The following is a 19,904-nucleotide window of genomic DNA, read 5'->3' as shown; positions in this document are numbered from 1 at the left end:
CGGGCGCGGTGGCCGGAACCCGATCACGGGTCGCGAACGCGACGCCCCGGAACCCGAACTCCCGATCCCGCTGACAGCCACGAACACGCCTTGCTGTACCTCGTTCCCACACCGATCGGCAACCTGGAGGACATCACCCTCCGGGCCCTGCGCATCCTGAAGGAGGTGGACCTGATCGCCTGCGAGGACACCCGCACCTCGGGGGTGCTGCTGGACCACTACGGCATCGAGACGCCACGGACGAGCTACCATGACCACAACGAGACCCGCAAGACGCCGCAGCTCATCGCCCGGATGCAGGCCGGCGCCCGCGTGGCCCTGATCACCGACGCCGGCTCACCCGGCATCTCGGATCCCGGCTTCTACCTCGTGCGGGCCTGCCTGGAGGCGGGCCTGCCCGTCGAGGCCCTGCCGGGGCCAACCGCCTTCGTGCCGGCCCTGGCAGCAAGCGGGTTGCCGTGCGAGCGCTTCGTCTTCGAGGGCTTCCTCCCCGTCAAAAAAGGACGCCGGACGCGGCTGCAGGCCCTGGCGGCCGAACCCCGCACGATGGTCTTCTACGAGTCGCCGCACCGGCTGGTCAGAACGCTGGCGCAGTTCGTCGAGGTCTTCGGGGCGGAACGCCCGGCGGCCGTCGCCCGCGAACTGACGAAAAAGTTCGAAGAGATCCGCCGCGGCACGCTGGCCGACCTGCATGCCGCCTATGCCGGGCAGGAGCGGGTACGCGGGGAGATCGTGCTCGTCGTCGGCGGCAACCGCTGACCGGCGGGCGAATCAAACCGGCACCGGCTGCGTTCATAGCGGGCGTGTCCGGAACCCGCCACGGTACACGCAGCGGCCCGCTCAGGCCCCGAAACGGGCCGGGAATCGCGTATTCCGGATCGCGCACGGGTGCCGTTCCCACGCCACATGCACGGTGCAATAAAACCCTGAAAATGAACTGGAAGCTGACGGAGCGGCTCGTCGCCGCCGCTGTTTTTCTCTACGCGCTGGTCCTCTACGTCCTGACGGTCGCCCCCACGGCGGAGTTCTGGGATTCGGGTGAGTTCATCGCCATCGCGAACCGGCTGGAGGTCTCCCACCCGCCCGGTGCGCCGTTCTACATGCTCATCGGGCGGCTCTTTTCGATGTTCGTGCCGGCTCCTCACGTGGCGCTGGCGGTGAACCTGGTCTCCGTCCTGGCCAGTGCCCTCACCGTACTGCTGACCCACCTGATCATCGTGCGGCTGGTGCGCGAATGGCAGGGGGCACCCGCCACGTGGACGACGGGGGACCGCCTCGCGGCGCTCGCGGGCGGCGTCATCGGCGCCTGCACCTTCGCGGCAACCGACTCGTTCTGGTTCAACGCCGTCGAGGCCGAGGTGTATGCCCTGTCGATGCTCTTCACGGCGCTGGTGGTCTGGCTCATCCTGAAATGGCGGGAGGAGGCCTTGCAGGAGGAAGCAGCCCTGGCCGGGCGCGGGCAACACCCCTTCGGCCTGGCGACCAACCGCTACCTGTTGCTCATCGCCTATCTGTTCGGCCTGGCCATCGGGGTTCACCTGCTGAACCTGCTGGCGATCTTCTTCATCGCCCTCATCTTCTTCTACACCGAGTTCGAGAAGCCGGACTGGACCCCGCGCCAGCGCTGGCTCGGCCTGCTCGGGACGGGCCTCGTCTCCACGCTCGCCTTCTTCCTGATCTTCCCCGTCATCGTCCAGTGGCTGCCCGACTGGGCCGGCCGTTCGGGCGCGCCGTTCCTGTTCTTCTTCGCCGTCGTCGCGCTCGTCGCCTTCGCCGTCTACTACACGCACACACGGGGCCTGCAGGCCGCCAACCTGGTGGCCCTGTCGATCACCCTGGTGCTCATCGGCTACTCGACGTACGCCCTCATCTTCATCCGCAGCATGGCCGATCCGCCCATCGACGAGAACGACCCGGAGACGGCCGAGGCCATCGTCTACTACCTCAAACGCGAGCAGTACGGCAACACCCCGATCCTCAAAGGCCCCACCTTCGACAACCGCCTCCGCCGCGTGGACACCCGCCGCGAGGTGCTCTTCCCCCGCCGTCACTCGCCCGATCCGAACCACGAACGCGTCTACGCCCAGTACGACTCCGACCTGGACTTCTTCCTGCACTACCAGCTCGGGCACATGTACGTCCGCTACTTCCTGTGGAACTTCGTCGGCAGGGCGGCGGACGTACAGGACGCTCCCCACATCGTGACCTTCTCGGATGCCCGGGCGAAACCGTACCTGCAACAGACGCCCAGCGAGCGGGCCAGCCGCAATGCCTACTACGGCCTGCCGCTGCTGCTGGGCCTCATCGGCATGGCCTTCCATTTCTGGCGGGACTGGCGGCGGGCCTTCGCCGTGTTCATCCTGTTCTTCGTCACGGGCATCGGCATCATCCTCTACCTGAACCAGCCGCCGCTCCAGCCCCGTGAACGGGACTATTCCTACGTCGCCAGCTTCTTCGCCTTCAGCCTGTGGGTCGGCATCGGCGCCTCGGGCCTGATCGAGACCGCCTCCCACAGCCTGCGGCGCCGCCTCGGGACGTTGCCCCTGGCGGCCCCGCTGGGCATCGCCGCCGTCCTGGCCGCCGCCGTGCCGTTCTGGATGACGTACGTCAACTATGACGACCACGACCGCTCCGGCCGGTATGTGGCACCGGACTACGCCTACAACATGCTCATGAGCGTCGAGGAGAACGCCATCCTGTTCACCAACGGCGACAACGACACCTTCCCGCTGTGGTACCTGCAGGAGGTCGAGGGCATCCGCCGCGACGTGCGCGTGGTGAACCTGTCGCTGCTGAACACGGACTGGTACATCCGCCAGCTCAAGAACCAGTGGTCCCGCGAGTCGGCCCCGCTGCCGATCTCCCTCTCCGAACGCGAGATCGCCAGCCTGAACGTCGTACGCTGGCAACCGCGCGAGCTGGCCCTGCCCGTAGACCGGCAGAAACTCTTCGACAACCCGGAGTTCCCCATCCCCGCGCCGGACACGAACCGGATCGAAAGCCCGATGCGCTGGACCCTCCGGGGACGCCCCTTCGGACGGGATGAGAACGGGCAGGAGATCAACATCCTCTACGTGGCCGACCAGGTGGTGCTCGACATCCTGACGACCAACGCCCGCCAGAACTGGGAGCGGCCCGTCTATTTCGCCGTCACCGTCAGCCCGGACGGGCAACTCGACCTGCAGGACTACTTCCAGCTCGAAGGACAGGCCTACCGCGTCGTGCCGATCAAGACCGACGACCCCCTGGGCCGCGTGGTGCCGGAGATCACCCCCCGGCGCCTCCGCCAGTTCCGCTTCACCAACCTGAACGACCCGGACGTCTATTACGACGAAAACATCCGGCGGATGGTGGACGGCTACCGCACCGTCTTCTCCCACACGGCCGAGAGCCTGGCCGAACAGGGGCACGCGGAGGAAGCCCGCACCCTGCTCGACGACTTCATGGAGGCGGTCCCCTTCGACACCATCCCCGGCGACGAGCGCTCGTTCCTTTTCATGGCCCGCGCCTACCAGGCCGCCGGGGACAGCGCCCGTGCCATCGCGATCCTGCAACAGGCCGAACCGGTGGTGCTGCACCGCCTCCGCCATCCCCGCAGCGAACGCGACCTCGAGATGGCCGCCCGCTTCGTCCAGATGCTGCAACTGGCCTACCTGGACGCGCGCGACTTCGAGGCCGCCGCCGCCTTCAGCACCCGCCTGGCGGAAACGCTGGAAGACTCGACCTACCGGCAGGACGCGGAAGAACTACGGCGGCTCTACGACCAGATGCTCGGCCGCCCGGCACCGCAACCCCCTCCGGGACCGTAAGCCGCATCCGCTTCGTGCCCCCCAAACCGGGACGGGACGGTCAGCGTGCGAGGTGCGCCGCGGAGCCGAAATGGGCCATGAAATAGACGGCGCCGGCGGTGCCGTCCATCGTCGGCTCGTTCGTTGCGTAGTCGCCGATGTCGTCGTGATAGACCACGTAGGGGTTCTGGAAGCGGGCGAACTCGTCGGGGGCGGTCAGGTGCAGGCCCCGCAGGCTGTTGAAGATCGTGGCGTAGACGGGGCCGTCCACGAGGCCGCCGGGGACTTCACGGCGCGTCAGGGCCCAGATGCTCGTGTGCACGTCCTGCGGGTATTCCCCGTCGCGCGGAATGCTCATGAACATGGAAGTCCCCCAGGGGTTGCGGCCGAGGAGCCAGTCGCGCTGGGCCAGCATGAAGTCGTGGTACCGAGTGTCGCCCGTCATGCGCTCGTAGAGGAGGATCTGGGTGATGAGGGCCGTGGCCAGGTTGTTCGAGCACCAGATGAAGGGCACCCCGATGCGGAAGGGATTGGTCTGGCCGCGCCGTAGCGCGTGTTCGATGCCGTCGCGGTAGTAGCCGGCCAGCGTGTCCCGGAAGGCTCCGTCCACGTGGGGATACAGGGCGAAGTGACCGACGTTGACGAACGGGTAGTATTCGTAGTGTTCCGTGGTGTCGCGGGGCATCCAGGAGGTCGCTCCGGCGAGGCGGGCGTAGCGCCGGGCATCGGCGAGGTAGGCCGGATCCCGCGTCACGGCATAGAGTTCGGCGGCGCCCCATTCCATGTCGTCGGCCCAGGTGCGCTCGGCGTAGCGATAGGGGGCGCCGTAGGAGTTCCCCTGCTGGTAGCCTTCGTGGGCCCGTCCCAGGGCGTAGGCGGACTTAGCCGCCGCCAGGCATTTCGCCGCGAAGGCCGGATCGAGGTCCTGCCAGAGACGGGCCGCCAGGGCCATGGCCGCGGCGAAACGTCCGGCGAGGTTGGCCATTCCCGTGGCCTCGCTCTGGTACTGGCGCAGGCCCTGCGGCCGCCCCGTGGCGACGTAGGCGGGGCGATAGCTGTTCGGCCCCCAGCCATAGTCCGAGGGGTCGCGGTCCGGCCATTTCCAGCCGATGTGATCCCGGTCGTCGGCCACCTGATGGACGAGCAGATGCGGTTCGGGGTGCAGCTTGTGCAGCCAGTCGAGTCCCCAGCGGGCCTCGTCGAGCACGTCGGGCAGGCCGTTCGGCCGGGGCTGCCCCAGGTCGTTGACGACGTCACCGAACTTGTCGGGCTCGAGCAGATAGGCCAGGAGCAGGCGTGCCGTGGCATTGCTGCCGGTGATGAGGTATTTGAGCTGGTCGCCCGCGTCGTGCCAGCCGCCGCTGACATCGAGGTAGGTGGAGTCCGGCACCGGGCCATAGAAGGTGCGCCCGTCACGCCGGTGGCAGACGCGGTCCAGGAAGGGGTTGTAGCCGCAGCGCTGCTGGCGCAGGAAGCCGAGCAGGTCTTCGTGGTAGGCCCCGTAGGCGTCCGGCCCGATCGTGAAGGGGGCCGACACGTCGCCCGTCTGCTCCATGCGGACGCGGTAGCGGCCCGGCGTGGCGAGCCCGCTGAAGTCCAGTTCATAGTAGTGGGCGAACCGCCCCCAGCCTTTTGCCGGTGCGGGCCGCACCTCCCCCTGAAAGACGACCGCCCCGGCCGGCTCCTCGACGACCGTGAACGCGCCGTGCACCGGAGCCTCGGAAAAAGCGACGGCGACCTTGGCGTCTCCCGGCAGGTAACCGACGAGGTTGACGCGCACGAAGACCGTGTCGGCGGGCACGGCAGGCCGCACGCCGCCGGAGGTACCCGCGCAAGTGGCCGCGACCGCTCCCCACAGACCGGCCATCAGCACGCCGGCGAGGCGCAGGCGAACGTACGATGAACCCGTCATCTCTGAAGGTCGGAGAAGGTGCACAACGCGGCGGGGGCGTGGTGTTCGAGATAGGCTCGCCGGGCGTGCCGGCGGTGTACGAAGCCGGGCGCGTCCTGCCCGATGGGCGAACCGGGAGGCAGGGTCAGGTCGGCCCGGGGCTCATCCGGCCGGTATTCGCGGAAGAGGTAGCGGTCGATCTGGTCGAAGACGAAGGCGCGGTGGGCGACGGTTTCATGGTCCCGCGGGTTACCGGGGTGATCCTGCAGCCACGCGTGCACCTCGCGGAGGTGCTGTGTCATGCGGGCGCGGACGGCGGGCGCCAGGTCGTCCCGGGTGGACACATCGAGCAGGGCGTCCGTCCACACCTGCTGCACGGTGCGCTGCAACTCGGCGTCGTAGGGGTCGTCTGGCACGCTGCGTTCCCAGACGAACTCGGAGACGGTCGTGAGCACCTCGCTCAGGTCCGGCAGCGACGGGTCGAAGTCTTTCTGATAGGTGAGCCGTGCGGCACGCTCCGGGTGGACGAGCAGGCCGAGGACCAGTTCGGCCGCCCCGGCCGCGGGAGCGTAGGGATCGAAGACGAGGCCCGTGTGTCGGTCGAACAGCTCACGGTGGGGGCCATAGCCGGGGGGGCGCGGCGGGATCGTGGTGCGGAGCTGCCCGGGCAGGCGGAGGGCCTCGGGGGCGAGCGTGGCCAGCAGCGCCTCGAGGGCCGCCCGCTGGCGGGCGCCGGGCACCGGCTCGGGTAGCGACTGCGTGTCGCCCCGGAGGGCGTACGTGTAGTGCACCCCGCCGACGAGCTTCACCGTGGCCTCGACCTGATACCGGTGGCGCAGGTAGAGCGGCACGAGCACCTCTTCGAGCGTGGCCAGGGGCCGCCCCACCCGAATGTTCGAGAGCCCGAACCGTTCGAGGGCCGCACGGCGAACGGCCATCTCCTGCGCCAGGGTGCGGACGGCGTCGTCGCCGTTGTCCCAGAGGTGTGCGGCCGGGTGCGCACCGCCGGCCGGCCGGGCATCGGCGTCGGTGACGTACTGCAGCCCGGCTGCGTGCGCTTCATGCAGGATGGCCTCCAGCGCGGCCTTCCGGTCCACCGTGTCGGGAAGGTCGGTGTAGCCGTAGCGGATGGCGACCTTGTCCCAGGCGCCGATGCCGGTGGCATAGGCCCCATCGAGCACGACCTGCCCGTCCTCATCGAGCGTCACGAGCGGGGCGGGGTAGTCCATCACCGAGGCCCGATCGCTGACGGAGGCGGCGAAGTTGTGAGCCAGGCCGAGCGTGTGGCCCACCTCGTGGGCCGAGAGCTGGCGCAGGCGGGCCAGGGCCATGGCCAGCATCGGATCGTCTTCGGGCGGGGGGCCGGCGGCGCGCTCGCCGGTGTAGGGTGCCAGCAACCCCTCGGCCAGCAGGTAGTCCTGCCGCACGCGGAGCGAGCCGAGGAGCACGTGCCCCTTGATGATCTCGCCGGTGCGCGGGTCCGTCACCGAAGAGCCGTAGCTCCAGCCGCGCGTCGCCCGGTGCACCCAGTTGATGACGTTGTAGCGCACGTCCATCGGGTCGGCGTCCTCCGGCAGCATTTCCACGCGAAACGCATTGCGGTAGCCGGCGGCGGTGAAGGCCTCGTTCCACCACCGCGCGCCCTCGAGCAGCGCCGAGCGGACCGGCTCCGGTGTGCCGGGATCCAGGTAATAGACGATGGGCTCGACGGGATCGCACAGGCCGTCGGCGCCCCGCGGGCCGGCACACGCGAGGCGGTGGCGCGTGATGAAGCGCCGCTCCTTTTCCTCCCCGATGGGCACGGCATAGTCGGCGTACGTCAGAGGGTAGAAGCCGGCGCGGGGATCGAAAGCGCGGGGCTCGTAGCCCGGCGAAGGCAGTTTCACGAACGAATGACGCACCCGCAGCGTGACGGCATAGGGATCCGCGGCCACGTCGCGCACGAACCGGCCCGGATCGTCACTCACGAACGTCAGGCGTGCCTCCATCTCAGTGTTTTCGGGAAAGGCCTTGAGCATCGGCACGTGGAGCGCACTGCGGGCCGCATCCAGCCGGAACGTGCCCTGCCCCGTCTCGCGAAGGCGCCGGATGACCCCGTGGGCATCCCGCACGACGAAGTCCGTCGCATCCACGAGCACACGGCCGGCGGTTTCGGCTTCGGCCTTGAAGCCCCACACCACGGCCGGTGCAAAAGCCTCTTCGACGGCCTTTCGCTCGGCGGGGTTGTCCGTCCCGGCCCGGAACCGCAGGTTGGGTTCGACGAGCAGCACCTTCGGCCCGACCCGCTCGAAGCGGACCACCCGCTCATCGCCGAGCTGGTGGCGGTCCAGCCCCACGTCGTTCGACCCCAGCCCCGCCGGCAGCGAGACCACGTACAGGAAATCCTCGTCGAAGCGCGGGATCTCCAGCCACACCTTGCCTTCCGCCGCGTCCCAGTAGAGCGGGAAGAAGCCGTCCTGCCGCTCGAAGCCGCGCGTCTTCTCGGCGATGGACGGCAGGCCCTGCGCCGCGGCGATCAACGGGACGAACCAGCAAAGCAACAACACGTAACCGGGACGGAGGAAACCCATCATGACACCTGCCGGACGCATGAGACGTCCAATGTTGATCGTGAAGGAACGTGCCCGCAAGATAGCATGCAGCCGGAACGGAGCCAAGCACAGGCCCGGCAGCCCGGCCGCCTGCTTCGCACGAAAACGGAGGGGAATTCCCGGTTTCTTTGCGATCCGGGACGGGTTACGGGCGTTGGAGGGGGCGCATTTCGGCGGCAGGCGCTTTATTTTTACCCGTCTCCCGCCGTGCCCGCCCGCCGGGCCGCCCGACGCCCTGCGCTCCCGCATCGCCGTTCCCTGACCGGCTCACCGCGGACCGCAGCGCCCCCTGCGACAATCGTTCAGAACATAACGCCTTCAACAGCTGATGGAAGCCAAGCAGACAACCGGCAAGGTGGTGCAGATCGTTGGCGCCGTGGTGGACGCCGAGTTCCCCGCCGACGCCGTGCCGGAAATCCTCGACGCCCTGGTCATCGACCGTGAAGACGGGAGCCAGCTCGTGCTCGAAGTGCAACAGCACCTCGGCGAGAACCGGGTTCGCACCATCGCCATGGACTCGACCGACGGCCTCACCCGGGGCACCGCCGTGCGCAACACCGGCCGCCCCATCGCCATGCCGATCGGCCAGGAGGTGCGGGGCCGGTTGTTCAACGTCGTAGGCCAGGCCATCGACGGGCTCCCGCAGCCGAAAGCCGAAGACTTCCGCCCCATCCACGCAGAACCCCCTCCGTTCGAGGAGCTGGCCACCCGCGTCGAGATGCTGGAGACGGGCATCAAGGTCATCGACCTGATCCAGCCCATCGCACGGGGCGGCAAGGTCGGCCTCTTCGGCGGCGCCGGCGTGGGCAAGACGGTGCTCATCATGGAGCTGATCAACAACATCGCCAAGGCCCACGAGGGCCTCTCCGTCTTCGCCGGCGTGGGCGAGCGCACCCGTGAGGGCAACGACCTGCTCCGCGAAATGCTCGAAAGCGGTGTGGTCAACTATGGCGAGGCCTTCATGAAGAGCATGGAGGAAGGCGGCTGGGATCTCTCGAAGGTGGACCTGGACGCCGTCAAGGAAAGCCGCCTGGCCCTCGTCTTCGGGCAGATGAACGAGCCGCCGGGCGCCCGCGCCCGCGTGGCCCTCTCCGGCCTCACCATCGCCGAGTACTTCCGCGACCTCGGCGGCCGCGACGTGCTGCTGTTCATCGACAACATCTTCCGCTTCACCCAGGCCGGCTCCGAGGTTTCGGCCCTGCTGGGCCGGATGCCCAGCGCCGTCGGCTACCAGCCGACCCTCGCCACCGAGATGGGCGAGATGCAGGAACGCATCACCTCCACGAAGAACGGGGCCATCACCTCGTTCCAGGCCGTCTACGTGCCCGCGGACGACCTGACCGACCCCGCCCCGGCCACCACCTTCGCCCACCTCGACGCCACCACCGTGCTCTCCCGGCAGATCGCCTCGCTCGGCATCTATCCGGCCATCGACCCGCTGGACTCCACCAGCCGCATCCTCGATCCCAAGATCCTCGGCGAAGACCACTACCAGACGGCCCAGGACGTCAAACAGCTCCTGCAGCGCTACAAAGAACTGCAAGACATCATCGCCATCCTCGGCATGGACGAGCTCTCGGACGAGGACAAGCTCGTGGTGCAGCGCGCCCGTCGTGCCCAGCGTTACATGAGCCAGCCCTTCTTCGTGGCTCAGCAGTTCACGGGCTTCGAGGGCAAATACGTCAAGATCGAGGACACCATCCGCGGCTTCCGCATGATCCTCGACGGCGAGCTGGACCACCTGCCCGAACGCGCCTTCGCCTACAAGGGCGTCATCGAGGAGGTCATCGAGGACGGCGAGCGCATGCTTCGCGAAGCCGAATGAGCCCCGCTCCGGGGCGGCCGGTCGAACTGCCCCGGAGCCGGAAACGACGAACGGTCATGCCAGGAAAACTCTTCATCGACATCGTCTCGCCGGATGGAAGCGTCTTCCGGGGTGAAGCCCGGGCCCTGAAGGCGCCGGGCGTGGAGGGCTCCTTCGAGGTGCTCTACAACCATGCCCCGATGATCGCCGCCATCGAGATCGGTCCCCTCGTGGTGGTGGATCCCTCGGGCGAAGAGATCGTCTTCGCCACCAGCGGCGGGTTCGTCGAGGTACTCAACAACACGGTGACGGTGCTGGCCGAGACGGCCGAACCGGCTTCGGCCATCGACGTGGAGCGGGCCCGGGAGGCCGAACAGCGGGCCCTCGAACGCCTGCAGGCCGGCGGCTCGGACATCGACCGGGCCCGGGCCCAGCGGGCCCTCGAACGGGCCCGCAACCGCCTGCGCGTCGCCATGGGCCGCGTCGGCACCCGGGCCTCCTGACGCCACCCGCACCCGGCACGCCCGCGGCGGCCGCCGGCTCAGAAACCCCCGGCAGCCGCCTGCGTTTGCCTCCTCCAAAAGCCCCGCCCCGTTTCCGGCATTCACGGCGGATCACCCCGTCCTCCGAAACGCCGGACGCCGGTCCCCGCGCCCCCGAAGCGCCGGCGTACCTGCGTACCGCCGCGTTACACGGCCTGCCGGCTTCCCGTTCACCCGAAGGCCCCGACCGAACGGATGCAGACGACGACCGCACCCCGACCGGCGACGACGCCCGCCCTGCGGCTGGATGACCTGTCGACGCCGTGCGTGCTCGTCGAACACCGCCGGCTCGAACGTAACCTGGCCCGGATGCAGGCGCTGGCCGACGCACAGGGGGTGGCCCTTCGCCCCCATGTCAAGACCCACAAGTCCGTGGCCCTGGCGCGGCGGCAGGCGGCCCTCGGCGCCCGGGGCCTCACCGTGGCCAAGCCGGGAGAGGCCGAGGTGTTCGTGGGTGCCGGCTTCGACGACGTGCGCCTGGCCTATACGGTCGTCGGCGAGGAGAAGCATGCCCGGCTGCTGCGCCTGATGGAACGGGCCCGCATCTCCTTCTGTGTGGACACGCTCGACGGCGCCCGGGCCGCCTCGGCCTTCTATGCAGCCCACGGACGCCGTGCCGAGGTGCTCGTCGAGGTCGACGTCGGCTATGGCCGCTGCGGCGTCCGGTGGGATCATCCCGAAAGCATCCGCTTCGTGCGCGAGGTCGCCGCCCTGCCGGGGCTTCGCCTGGCGGGCCTCCTCACCCACGCCGGGCACGCCTACCACGGCCCCCGCGAAAACGAGACGGCCGAGGACGCCCTCCGCCGCGTCGGCGCGGAGGAACGCGATCGGATGCTCGCCTTCGCCGCCGCCCTGCACGAGGCCGGCATCCCGGGCGTCACCCCCGGCACGTTCGAGCTCAGCATCGGCTCCACCCCCTCGCTCCGCTTCTTCGAAAACCGCACGCATGCGGGCTTCCGCATCACCGAGATCCGGCCGGGCAACTACGTCTTCCACGATGCCATCCAGGTGGGTCTCGGCGTGGCCGGCCTCGACGCCTGCGCCCTGACCGTCCTCACCACCGTCGTCAGCAAGCACCGCGATGCGACCGGCCAGGACCGGCTCTATCTCGACGCCGGCAAAAAGGTCTTCACTTCGGACGTCGGCTACCACACCCTGGGGTACGGCATCCCGCTCTACAACGCCCGCACGATGGACCCGCTGCCGCACGCCCGCATCACCGGTCTCTCGGAAGAGCACGCCTGGGTGCGCGTCCCCGGCGGTGCCACCCTCCGCGTCGGCGACCGCCTCCGCGTCATCCCCAACCACGCCTGCGTCGTCGTCAACACCCAGCCCCTGCTCTACCTGGTCGACGGCGAAGACGTGCTCGCGACGTGGGCCGTCGACGCCCAGGGACAGGTGCGGTAGCCCTCAGGCGAAGGCCGCCTTGATGAGCCCTTCGTGCTTGAGCACCTCGGCAACGGAAACCCAGGTGTGGGAGGCATCCGCCTCCAGCTTGAAGGACCCGGTCAGGCTGGTGAGCGGGTCGTCGTCCGGGACGACGAACCAGATCGTGGCCACGAAGCGCCCGAACGTGGTGGCGTCCTTGTAGGACCTCAGCAGGCAGGGACGGTCGAGCAAGAGTTCCTGCACGCGCGCCTTCGCCCGGAAGGCCGCCTCCCGCTCGGCACCCGAGGTGCCGCGCAGCTCCGGCGTGTCCACATCGTAGAAGCGGACGGACACATAGGCGTACTGGAGCCAGCCCAGGTCGATGAAGAAGTCCGCCGTGTCGCCGTCGACGACGTAGCGGCAGACGGCCCGGTGCAAGCCGCGCGCGTTCACGGCCTCATAGGCGGCCGGATGAACCTCGAACTCCCGTGGAAGGCGTGACATGACAGTCCTCTCCGGCCACCTTGCGCGGCCAACAGGTTCCTTTGAAAGGCAAGGAGGGACCCGCACCAGCGCCCCAACGTCGTTCAAGATACGACGCCGGCCCCATGAACGCACGCCGGCCTTCCGTCTACCGGCAGGCCCGGGGTGAAGCCCGCGGCTACACGGGTGCGTGGCTTTACGAGGAAAGAACGGCCTTCAGGTATTCGCGCCGCATCAGGGCGATGGCCGAGATGGAGATGCCCTTGGGGCAGACGGCCTCACATTCGCCGTGGTTCGAGCAGTCGCCGAACCCTTCGGCGCGCATCTGCTCGACCATGGCGACGACGCGGCGCTTGCGCTCGGGCGCGCCCTGCGGCAGCAGGGCCAGGTGGGCGATCTTGGCCGCCGTGAAGAGCGAGGCCGAGGCGTTCGGGCATGCGGCCACACAGGCCCCGCAGCCGATACACGTGGCGTAGTCGAACGCCTGGTCCGCATCCTCCTTCGGGACCGGGAGCGTGTTGGCATCCGGTGCCGAGCCGGTGTTGACCGAGACGTAGCCGCCGGCGGCGATGATCCGGTCGAACGCGCTGCGGTCGACGACCAGGTCGCGGATGACCGGGAAGGCCGTCGCCCGCCAGGGCTCGACGACGATCGTGTCGCCGTCCTGGAAATGGCGCATGTGGAGCTGGCAGGCCGCCGTACGTTGCTGCGGGCCGTGGGCGATGCCGTTGATGACCATGCCACAGGAACCGCAGATGCCTTCACGACAATCGTGATCGAACTCGACCGGTTCTTCGCCCCGCTTGATCAGCTCCTCGTTGAGCACGTCCAGCATCTCGAGGAACGACATGTGCGGGTTGACCTGCACCGTGTAGTCGACCAGCCGGCCCGGCGCCTCCGGCCCGGCCTGCCGCCACACCTTCAGGTGGATGGTCATCGTGCTGTCACTCATAGCGCTTCTGGCTGTCGGCTCTCCCGATTGCGGATTGGACGCGCGGCCGGCGAGGCGGTGCCCCTGACCGCGCCACCGGGCAGACCACCGGCCGCACGTCCCGAAAAGCACCGCCGGCCGGCAGCCCGGAAACCGAACGTTATTTGTAGCTTCGCGTGGTCAGTTTGACGTTCTCGAACACCAGGTCCTCTTTGTGGAGGACGGGACGGGCCATGTCGCCGGTGTACTCCCAGGCGGCCACGTAGGCGAACTCGTCGTCGCGGCGGAGCGCCTCCCCGTCGGGCGTCTGGTACTCCTCCCGGAAGTGGCCGCCGCAGGACTCCTCGCGGTGCAGCGCGTCGAGGGCCATGAGCTGGCCCAGCTCCATGAAGTCGGCCACCCGCCCGGCAAATTCCAGGTTCTTGTTGTACATCTCGTTTTCGCCCGGGACGCGGACGTTCTCCCAGAACTCGTCGCGAAGCCGCGCGATGGCCTCGATGGCGTGCTCCAGTCCCTCCCGGGTCCGCGACATCCCGACGTAGTCCCACATGATCTTGCCGAGCTCGCGGTGGTACTCGAGCACCGTCTTCTCGCCCCGGATCGAGAGCAGCTTCGTCAGGCGCCGGCGGGCGGCGTCCTCGGCCTCCGCGAACGCCTCGTGATCCGTCGTGACCGGCTTGAGGTCGGTCTGTGCCAGGTAGTTGCCCAGCGTGTAGGGGATGATGAAGTAGCCGTCGGCCAGGCCCTGCATGAGGGCGCTCGCGCCGAGGCGGTTGGCGCCGTGGTCGGAGAAGTTGGCCTCGCCGAGGACGAACAGGCCGGGGATGGTGCTCATCAGCTCGTAGTCCACCCAGAGGCCGCCCATGGTGTAGTGCACGGCCGGGTAGATGCGCATGGGCGTCTCGTACGGGTTCTCCCCGGTGATGCGCTCGTACATCTCGAAGAGGTTACCGTAGCGTTCCTCGATGACCTCGCGGCCGAGCCGCCGGATGGCGTCGCGGAAGTCCAGGTAGACGGCCTGCCCCGTCTCGCCGACGCCGCGCCCCTCGTCGCAGACGTACTTGGCGTTGCGCGAGGCCACGTCGCGGGGAACGAGGTTGCCGAAGCTGGGGTAGCGGCGTTCCAGGTAATAGTCGCGCTCATCCTCCGGGATCTCGTTCGGCGGCCGCTTGTCGCCTTTCTTCTTCGGCACCCACACCCGTCCGTCGTTGCGGAGGCTCTCGCTCATGAGCGTCAGCTTGGACTGGTAGTCGCCCGAGACGGGGATGCAGGTGGGGTGGATCTGCGTGAAGCAGGGGTTGGCGAAGAAGGCCCCGCGTTTGAAGCAGCGCCAGGCGGCCGTCACGTTCGAGTTCTTGGCGTTGGTCGAGAGGAAGTAGACGTTGCCGTAGCCGCCGGTGGCCAGCACGACGGCGTCGCCCAGGTGCCGCTCGATCTCGCCGGTGACCAGGTCGCGCGTGACGATGCCGCGGGCCTGCCCGTCGATGACGACGAGGTCGAGCATCTCGTGCCGGGCGTACATCTGGATGCGGCCGGCCTGGATCTGCCGGCTCATGGCCTGGTACGCCCCGAGCAGGAGCTGCTGCCCGGTCTGCCCGCGGGCGTAGAAGGTGCGCGACACCTGCGCCCCGCCGAAGGAGCGGTTGGCCAGCAGGCCGCCGTATTCACGGGCGAAGGGCACGCCCTGCGCCACGCACTGGTCGATGATGTGGTTCGAGATCTGCGCCAGGCGGTAGACGTTGGCCTCCCGCGAGCGGTAGTCCCCGCCCTTGATCGTGTCGTAGAAGAGCCGCCAGATGGTGTCCCCGTCGTTGGGATAGTTCTTGGCGGCGTTGATGCCCCCCTGCGCGGCGATGGAATGGGCCCGCCGGGCGGAGTCCTGGATGCAGAAGCTCTTGACGTTGTAGCCCAGCTCGGCCAGCGTCGCCGCCGCCGAACCGCCGGCCAGCCCGGTCCCGACGACCAGGATGGTGTGCCTGCGCTTGTTGGCCGGGCTGACCAGCTTGCAGGTGTTTTTGAAGTTGTCCCACTTTTCCTGCAACCGCCCGGCCGGTACGCGGGCATCGAGCCGTTTCGTTTCCGCAACGAGCACGTCCTTGTTCATCGGATGGCACCTCCGAAGTAGATCCAAAGGGGGACGACCAGGAAGCCGACGGCGATCAGCACGGCCAGCAACCCGCCGAGGCCGTAGACGAGCGGCGTCAGCCGGGGGTTCATCGCCCCGAGCGATTGCAGGGCACTCCAGACGCCGTGCCGCAGGTGAAAGCCCAGCAGCACCATCACCGCCGTGTAGCCGAAGGCGTAGAGCGGGTTCTGGAACTTCTCGATGACGAGCTTCGCCAGGTCGCGCATCTGTACGCCGTCCACCGTGGTGACGTAGTTCGGGTCGGCATGGCCCGGCCCACCGGGGCCGAACTTGAACGAGGCCAGGTGAATCACCAGAAAGACGAGCAGGACGGCACCGGTGAAGATCATGCTGCGCGAGCTGAACGACTGCAGGCTGGGCCGCCCGGCACTCCGGTACAGGTAGTAGTCGTCTCCCCGGGCCATGCGTTTGCCGATGAAGATCCGGATGCCCAGCACCGCATGGATGATGAAGAACGCCGCCAGCCCCAGCTCGATCGCATAGAGCAGCGGCCCCAGGCTGACCAGGAAGTGCGAATAGGCATTGTACGCATCGCGACCCCGGAACAGCAGGGTCAGGTTGCCCGCCATGTGGAAAAAGACAAACACCGTCAGTCCCAGCCCGGTGAGCCCCGTCAGGATCTTCTTCCCGACGGGCGAGGCAAAGAGGGATCGGCGCGTGGTCGAGGAGTTCATGGCACCCGGTTCAGGTTTCCAAAAAGCCGCCCGTAAAGTAAATCAAAGCGGCCAAGAAAGACACCCCGGGGGGCAAAACGCGCGTGAAGATCGCCCGTTTCACGGTGCACGCCGCCGCCTGCATCCCCTTCCCTCCATCCCACCCCGGAAGTGCGGACGACGGCACCCACAAAACGACGCCACACCTTTGACAAACAAGGCCTTATGTGATATAATGCATCCATCCTTTTTTCTTCCATTCTTCTTCTTCTCATCCCGCTGCCGGGGCGATGCGGCGGGCAGGCCCGGAGGAACCATCTTATGCCGGAACACGACGTGGTCATCGTCGGGGGAGGTGGAGCCGGCCTGCGGGCGGCCATCGCGGTGGTCGAAGCCAACCCGTCGCTGGACGTGGCCCTGGTGAGCAAGGTCTATCCGATGCGCAGCCACACTGTCTCCGCCGAAGGAGGCGCGGCGGCCGTCATCAAGGAGCACGACAGCTTCGAGGCCCACGCGCTGGACACCATCGCCGGGGGCGACTGGCTCGTCGATCAGGACGCGGTGGAACTGTTCGTGGCGGAGGCGCCCCGGGAGCTGTTGCGCCTCGAACACTGGGGATGCCCCTGGAGTCGCGAACCCGGCGGCCGGGTGGCCGTCCGGCCCTTCGGCGGCATGAAGATCGAGCGCACCTGGTTCGCCGCGGACAAGACGGGCTTCCACCTGCTGCATACCCTGTTCCAGACCTCGCTCAAGTACGACAACATCACGCCCTACGACGAGTGGTTCGTCACCCGGTTGCTGGTCGAGGACGGGCGGTGCCAGGGCGTGGCGGCCCTGGAGTTGCAGACGGGACGGGTGCACGTGCTGGCCGCCCGGGCCACCATCCTCTGCACCGGCGGCGCCGGGCGCGTCTTCCCCTTCACCACGAACGGGGCCATCAAAACCGGCGATGGCATGGCCCTGGCCTACCGCGCCGGCGTTCCGCTGAAGGACATGGAGTTCGTCCAGTACCACCCCACCGGCCTGCCCGGCACCGGTATCCTGATCACCGAAGCCGCCCGCGGCGAAGGCGGCATCCTCGTCAACAAAGACGGATATCGTTACCTCCAGGATTACGACCTGGGAACCCCGCTGGACGTGACCGACCCGCGCCATCCGGTCAAGAAGAGCATGGAACTCGGCCCGCGTGACCGGCTCAGCCAGGCTTTCGTCCAGGAACAACGAAAAGGCCGTACCCTCCCCGGTCCCTACGGCGACGTGGTGCTGCTGGACCTGCGCCACCTCGGGGAAAAACGGATCAACGAAAAGATCCCCTTCGTGCGCGAGCTGGCACGCAAGTACGCCGGCATCGACCCGGTCGACGAGCCGATCCCGGTACGGCCCGTGGTTCACTACTTCATGGGCGGAATCGACACCGACCTCGACGGCGCCACCGCCCTCCCGGGCCTGTTCGCCGCCGGGGAGACCGCCTGCGTCTCGATCAACGGCGCCAACCGGCTCGGCTCCAACTCGCTGACCGAGCTGCTGGTCTTCGGCGCCCGCGCCGGACGGGCGGCCGCCGCCTACGCCGCTGCTCATCCGGACCTCGACGTGGTCGCCCTCGAAAAACAGGGGGTCGACGAGCAGGCCCGGCTCACCCGGGCTTTCCTCCGCAAGGAGGACGGCACGGAGCGGGTGGCCCGGCTGCGCCGGGAGATGCAGGAGGCGATGGAAACCGGCGCCGGCATCTACCGCCACGCCGATGACCTGAAACGGACCTGTGAGAAGCTGGCGGAGCTGCGCGCACGCTTCAACCACCTCCGCCTCGACGACCGCAGCCTCACCTTCAACACCGAACTCGTGGCCGCCCTCGAACTCGACGGCATGCTCGACGTGGCCGAGACCATCGCACACAGCGCCCTGGCCCGCACCGAAAGCCGGGGCGCCCACCAGCGTACCGACCACCCCGGCCGCGACGATGAGCGGTTCCTCAAGCACTCCCTGGCCTATCGCACGAACGACGGCCCGCCCCGGATCGACTACAAGGACGTGGTCATTACCCGCTGGCCCCCGGGCGAACGGGTCTACGGGCGATAGCCGCACCCACGGCACCCACCCCTCCACAACAGCACGCCATGACCGAAGAAACCATCACCCTGGAAATCTTTCGCTACCGCCCCGAGCGCGAGGAAGCGCCGGCCTTTCAGGCGTACGAAGTCCCCTGCCGGAAGGACTGGGTCATCCTGGACGCGCTCAACTACATCAAGGACGAGCTGGACGGATCGCTCTCCTTCCGATGGTCGTGCCGGATGGGGGTCTGCGGGAGCTGTGGGATGATGGTCAACGGCACGCCGGTACTCACGTGCGGCGCCTTCCTGTCCTCCTATCGTCCCGGCCCCATCCGCGTCGAGCCCCTGGCAAACTTCCCGGTCGTGCGCGACCTCGTCATCCTGATGACGGATTTCATGGAGAAGTTGAACCGCGTCCATCCCTGGCTCATCCGGCACGAGGAGCAACCCGTGAGCGCAGGGGAATACCTGCAGACCCCCGCCCAGCTGGCCGAATACAAACCATACAGCATGTGCATCAACTGCCTGCTCTGCTACGCCGCCTGCCCGGTCTACGGGCTGGAACCGACGTTCATCGGACCGGCTGCCATCGCCCTGGCCCAGCGCTACAACCTGGACAGCCGGGACGAGGGCTTCCGGCAACGGACCGACGTGCTCTCGCAGGACGACGGCATCTGGGAATGCACGTTCGTGGGGGAATGCTCTACGGTATGCCCGAAAGGCGTCGACCCGGCCGGTGCCATACAGCGGTACAAGCTTACCGCCGCCGTGGCCTGGTGGAAGCACTTCCTGCTCCCCTGGCAGCGCGGCACATAGCCGTGCGGAAGAGAGAACGGCTTCAGGGAAAAACGCAACACGAAAAGACGTCCTGCCATGTCGCACCGGCCGCGATACCGCCGATACCAGCCCCGGCTCTACCAGCGCCGCATGCCGATCTTCTGGTGGGTGCACCGGGCCGCCCACATCCGTTTCATCACGCGGGAACTGACCAGCGTGTTCGTGGCCTTCGGCGCGCTCGAGCTGCTGTTCCTGGTGCGAGCGCTGGGACAGGGGCCGGCGGCCTACGCGGCCTTCCTGGCCTGGCTGCAAACACCGGTCGCCCTCATCCTGAATGCGGTGACGGTGCTGATGCTGCTCTTCCACAGCCTCACCTGGTTCAACCTGGCCCCCCGCGCCCTGGTCCTTCACGCCGGAGGACGGCGCATTCCGGATGCCGCCGTGCGCGGATTGAATTACGCGGCCTGGGTCGTCGTCTCGGCGGGACTGGCCGGCCTCCTTCTGGCAACTTAAGCCGCAACCGCCGTCATGAAGAAAACGCGCGATCCGTTCTGGTGGACGTTCTTTAGCGCCGGCGGCACCCTGTCGGCGCTGTGCCTGCCGGTTCTGCTCCTTCTGTTCGGCCTGGCTATCCCGCTGGGCTGGGTCGAAGCACCCGGCTACGAGGCGCTGCGGGCACGGATCGCCTCCCTCCCGGCCCGGCTGTTTCTCTTCGTCCTGATCACCTTTTCCCTGCTTCACTGGGCGCACCGTTTCCGCTTCACCCTCTACGACGGCCTCCAGCTCAAACACCTGGAGACGCTCATTCTGGCCTTCTGCTACGGTGGTGCCCTCGCCGGCTCTCTCCTGGCCGGCATCCTGCTCTGGCAGCTCTGAGCCGAG

At 68.0% G+C, this 19,904-nt stretch carries 15 protein-coding genes; 9 read left to right on the top strand and 6 right to left on the bottom strand.

Features of this window, described 5'->3' with window-relative positions:
* The first annotated feature begins 90 nt into the window (after positions 1-90).
* A complete protein-coding gene (gene rsmI / locus GQ464_RS14130) occupies positions 91-759 on the top strand; it encodes a 16S rRNA (cytidine(1402)-2'-O)-methyltransferase (RefSeq protein WP_166974256.1) in 669 nt (222 codons plus the stop codon).
* 173 nt (positions 760-932) lie between these two features.
* Positions 933-3,809 carry a protein O-mannosyl-transferase family gene (locus GQ464_RS14125; RefSeq protein WP_166974259.1) on the top strand — a complete coding sequence of 959 codons (2,877 nt, stop codon included), beginning with the start codon at positions 933-935 and terminating at the stop codon, positions 3,807-3,809.
* A gap of 40 nt (positions 3,810-3,849) precedes the next feature.
* On the opposite strand, the gene GQ464_RS14120 is transcribed toward GQ464_RS14125, so the two are convergent.
* Positions 3,850-5,700, bottom strand: a complete 1,851-nt coding sequence (locus GQ464_RS14120) for a glycoside hydrolase family 9 protein (RefSeq protein ID WP_228350313.1) — start codon at positions 5,698-5,700, stop codon at positions 3,850-3,852.
* Positions 5,697-8,270 carry a zinc-dependent metalloprotease gene (locus GQ464_RS14115; protein ID WP_228350312.1) on the bottom strand — a complete coding sequence of 858 codons (2,574 nt, stop codon included), beginning with the start codon at positions 8,268-8,270 and terminating at the stop codon, positions 5,697-5,699. Before GQ464_RS14115 ends, GQ464_RS14120 begins: the two co-directional genes overlap by 4 nt.
* A gap of 328 nt (positions 8,271-8,598) precedes the next feature.
* Between GQ464_RS14115 and atpD the strand changes: the two genes are divergently transcribed.
* The 3 genes from atpD to GQ464_RS14100 all read left to right on the top strand — a co-directional run bounded on the left by atpD (position 8,599) and on the right by GQ464_RS14100 (position 12,023).
* Positions 8,599-10,095, top strand: coding sequence for a F0F1 ATP synthase subunit beta (gene atpD, locus GQ464_RS14110; protein ID WP_166974265.1), 1,497 nt, complete (start codon positions 8,599-8,601; stop codon positions 10,093-10,095).
* A 56-nt stretch (positions 10,096-10,151) separates the two neighbouring features.
* Positions 10,152-10,577: a F0F1 ATP synthase subunit epsilon gene (locus GQ464_RS14105; protein ID WP_166974268.1), complete on the top strand. Its 426-nt coding sequence runs from the start codon at positions 10,152-10,154 to the stop codon at positions 10,575-10,577.
* 234 nt (positions 10,578-10,811) lie between these two features.
* Positions 10,812-12,023, top strand: coding sequence for an alanine racemase (locus GQ464_RS14100; RefSeq protein ID WP_228350311.1), 1,212 nt, complete (start codon positions 10,812-10,814; stop codon positions 12,021-12,023).
* A 3-nt stretch (positions 12,024-12,026) separates the two neighbouring features.
* On the opposite strand, the gene GQ464_RS14095 is transcribed toward GQ464_RS14100, so the two are convergent.
* The 4 genes from GQ464_RS14095 to GQ464_RS14080 all read right to left on the bottom strand — a co-directional run bounded on the left by GQ464_RS14095 (position 12,027) and on the right by GQ464_RS14080 (position 16,218).
* A complete protein-coding gene (locus GQ464_RS14095) occupies positions 12,027-12,488 on the bottom strand; it encodes a thermonuclease family protein (RefSeq protein WP_166974271.1) in 462 nt (153 codons plus the stop codon).
* Positions 12,489-12,663: 175 nt separating this feature from the next.
* A complete protein-coding gene (locus tag GQ464_RS14090; RefSeq protein ID WP_166974579.1) occupies positions 12,664-13,404 on the bottom strand; it encodes a succinate dehydrogenase/fumarate reductase iron-sulfur subunit in 741 nt (246 codons plus the stop codon).
* A gap of 154 nt (positions 13,405-13,558) precedes the next feature.
* Positions 13,559-15,502 (bottom strand): fumarate reductase/succinate dehydrogenase flavoprotein subunit, encoded by a 1,944-nt coding sequence (locus GQ464_RS14085; protein ID WP_166974276.1) that lies wholly within the window; start codon positions 15,500-15,502, stop codon positions 13,559-13,561.
* Positions 15,499-16,218, bottom strand: coding sequence for a succinate dehydrogenase cytochrome b subunit (locus GQ464_RS14080; RefSeq protein ID WP_166974279.1), 720 nt, complete (start codon positions 16,216-16,218; stop codon positions 15,499-15,501). Before GQ464_RS14080 ends, GQ464_RS14085 begins: the two co-directional genes overlap by 4 nt.
* A gap of 300 nt (positions 16,219-16,518) precedes the next feature.
* Between GQ464_RS14080 and frdA the strand changes: the two genes are divergently transcribed.
* The 4 genes from frdA to frdD are packed head-to-tail and all read left to right on the top strand — an operon-like array spanning position 16,519 to position 19,898.
* Complete coding sequence (gene frdA / locus GQ464_RS14075; protein ID WP_166974282.1) at positions 16,519-18,273, top strand: fumarate reductase (quinol) flavoprotein subunit; 1,755 nt, start codon at positions 16,519-16,521, stop codon at positions 18,271-18,273.
* 38 nt (positions 18,274-18,311) lie between these two features.
* Positions 18,312-19,061 (top strand): succinate dehydrogenase/fumarate reductase iron-sulfur subunit, encoded by a 750-nt coding sequence (locus GQ464_RS14070; RefSeq protein ID WP_166974285.1) that lies wholly within the window; start codon positions 18,312-18,314, stop codon positions 19,059-19,061.
* A gap of 57 nt (positions 19,062-19,118) precedes the next feature.
* Positions 19,119-19,535: a fumarate reductase subunit C gene (locus tag GQ464_RS14065; RefSeq protein ID WP_166974288.1), complete on the top strand. Its 417-nt coding sequence runs from the start codon at positions 19,119-19,121 to the stop codon at positions 19,533-19,535.
* Positions 19,536-19,550: 15 nt separating this feature from the next.
* On the top strand, positions 19,551-19,898 hold the full coding sequence (frdD, locus tag GQ464_RS14060; RefSeq protein WP_166974290.1) for a fumarate reductase subunit FrdD: 348 nt from the start codon (positions 19,551-19,553) through the stop codon (positions 19,896-19,898).
* Positions 19,899-19,904 lie beyond the last annotated feature (6 nt).

The sequence above is a fragment of the Rhodocaloribacter litoris genome (assembly GCF_011682235.2).
In the GTDB taxonomy this organism is placed as follows: domain Bacteria; phylum Bacteroidota; class Rhodothermia; order Rhodothermales; family ISCAR-4553; genus Rhodocaloribacter; species Rhodocaloribacter litoris.
This window is presented reverse-complemented; position numbering and strand designations above follow the sequence as displayed.

Coding starts and splice junctions, on each gene's coding strand:
- GQ464_RS14080 (WP_166974279.1), bottom strand. CDS start 16,218: ATGAACTCCTCGACCACGCGCCGATCCCTCTTTGCCTCGCCCGTCGGG.
- GQ464_RS14070 (WP_166974285.1), top strand. CDS start 18,312: ATGACCGAAGAAACCATCACCCTGGAAATCTTTCGCTACCGCCCCGAG.
- GQ464_RS14085 (WP_166974276.1), bottom strand. CDS start 15,502: ATGAACAAGGACGTGCTCGTTGCGGAAACGAAACGGCTCGATGCCCGC.
- frdA (WP_166974282.1), top strand. CDS start 16,519: ATGCCGGAACACGACGTGGTCATCGTCGGGGGAGGTGGAGCCGGCCTG.
- GQ464_RS14115 (WP_228350312.1), bottom strand. CDS start 8,270: ATGCGTCCGGCAGGTGTCATGATGGGTTTCCTCCGTCCCGGTTACGTG.
- frdD (WP_166974290.1), top strand. CDS start 19,551: ATGAAGAAAACGCGCGATCCGTTCTGGTGGACGTTCTTTAGCGCCGGC.
- GQ464_RS14095 (WP_166974271.1), bottom strand. CDS start 12,488: ATGTCACGCCTTCCACGGGAGTTCGAGGTTCATCCGGCCGCCTATGAG.
- GQ464_RS14090 (WP_166974579.1), bottom strand. CDS start 13,404: ATGACCATCCACCTGAAGGTGTGGCGGCAGGCCGGGCCGGAGGCGCCG.
- GQ464_RS14120 (WP_228350313.1), bottom strand. CDS start 5,700: ATGACGGGTTCATCGTACGTTCGCCTGCGCCTCGCCGGCGTGCTGATG.
- atpD (WP_166974265.1), top strand. CDS start 8,599: ATGGAAGCCAAGCAGACAACCGGCAAGGTGGTGCAGATCGTTGGCGCC.
- GQ464_RS14065 (WP_166974288.1), top strand. CDS start 19,119: ATGTCGCACCGGCCGCGATACCGCCGATACCAGCCCCGGCTCTACCAG.
- GQ464_RS14100 (WP_228350311.1), top strand. CDS start 10,812: ATGCAGACGACGACCGCACCCCGACCGGCGACGACGCCCGCCCTGCGG.
- GQ464_RS14105 (WP_166974268.1), top strand. CDS start 10,152: ATGCCAGGAAAACTCTTCATCGACATCGTCTCGCCGGATGGAAGCGTC.
- GQ464_RS14125 (WP_166974259.1), top strand. CDS start 933: ATGAACTGGAAGCTGACGGAGCGGCTCGTCGCCGCCGCTGTTTTTCTC.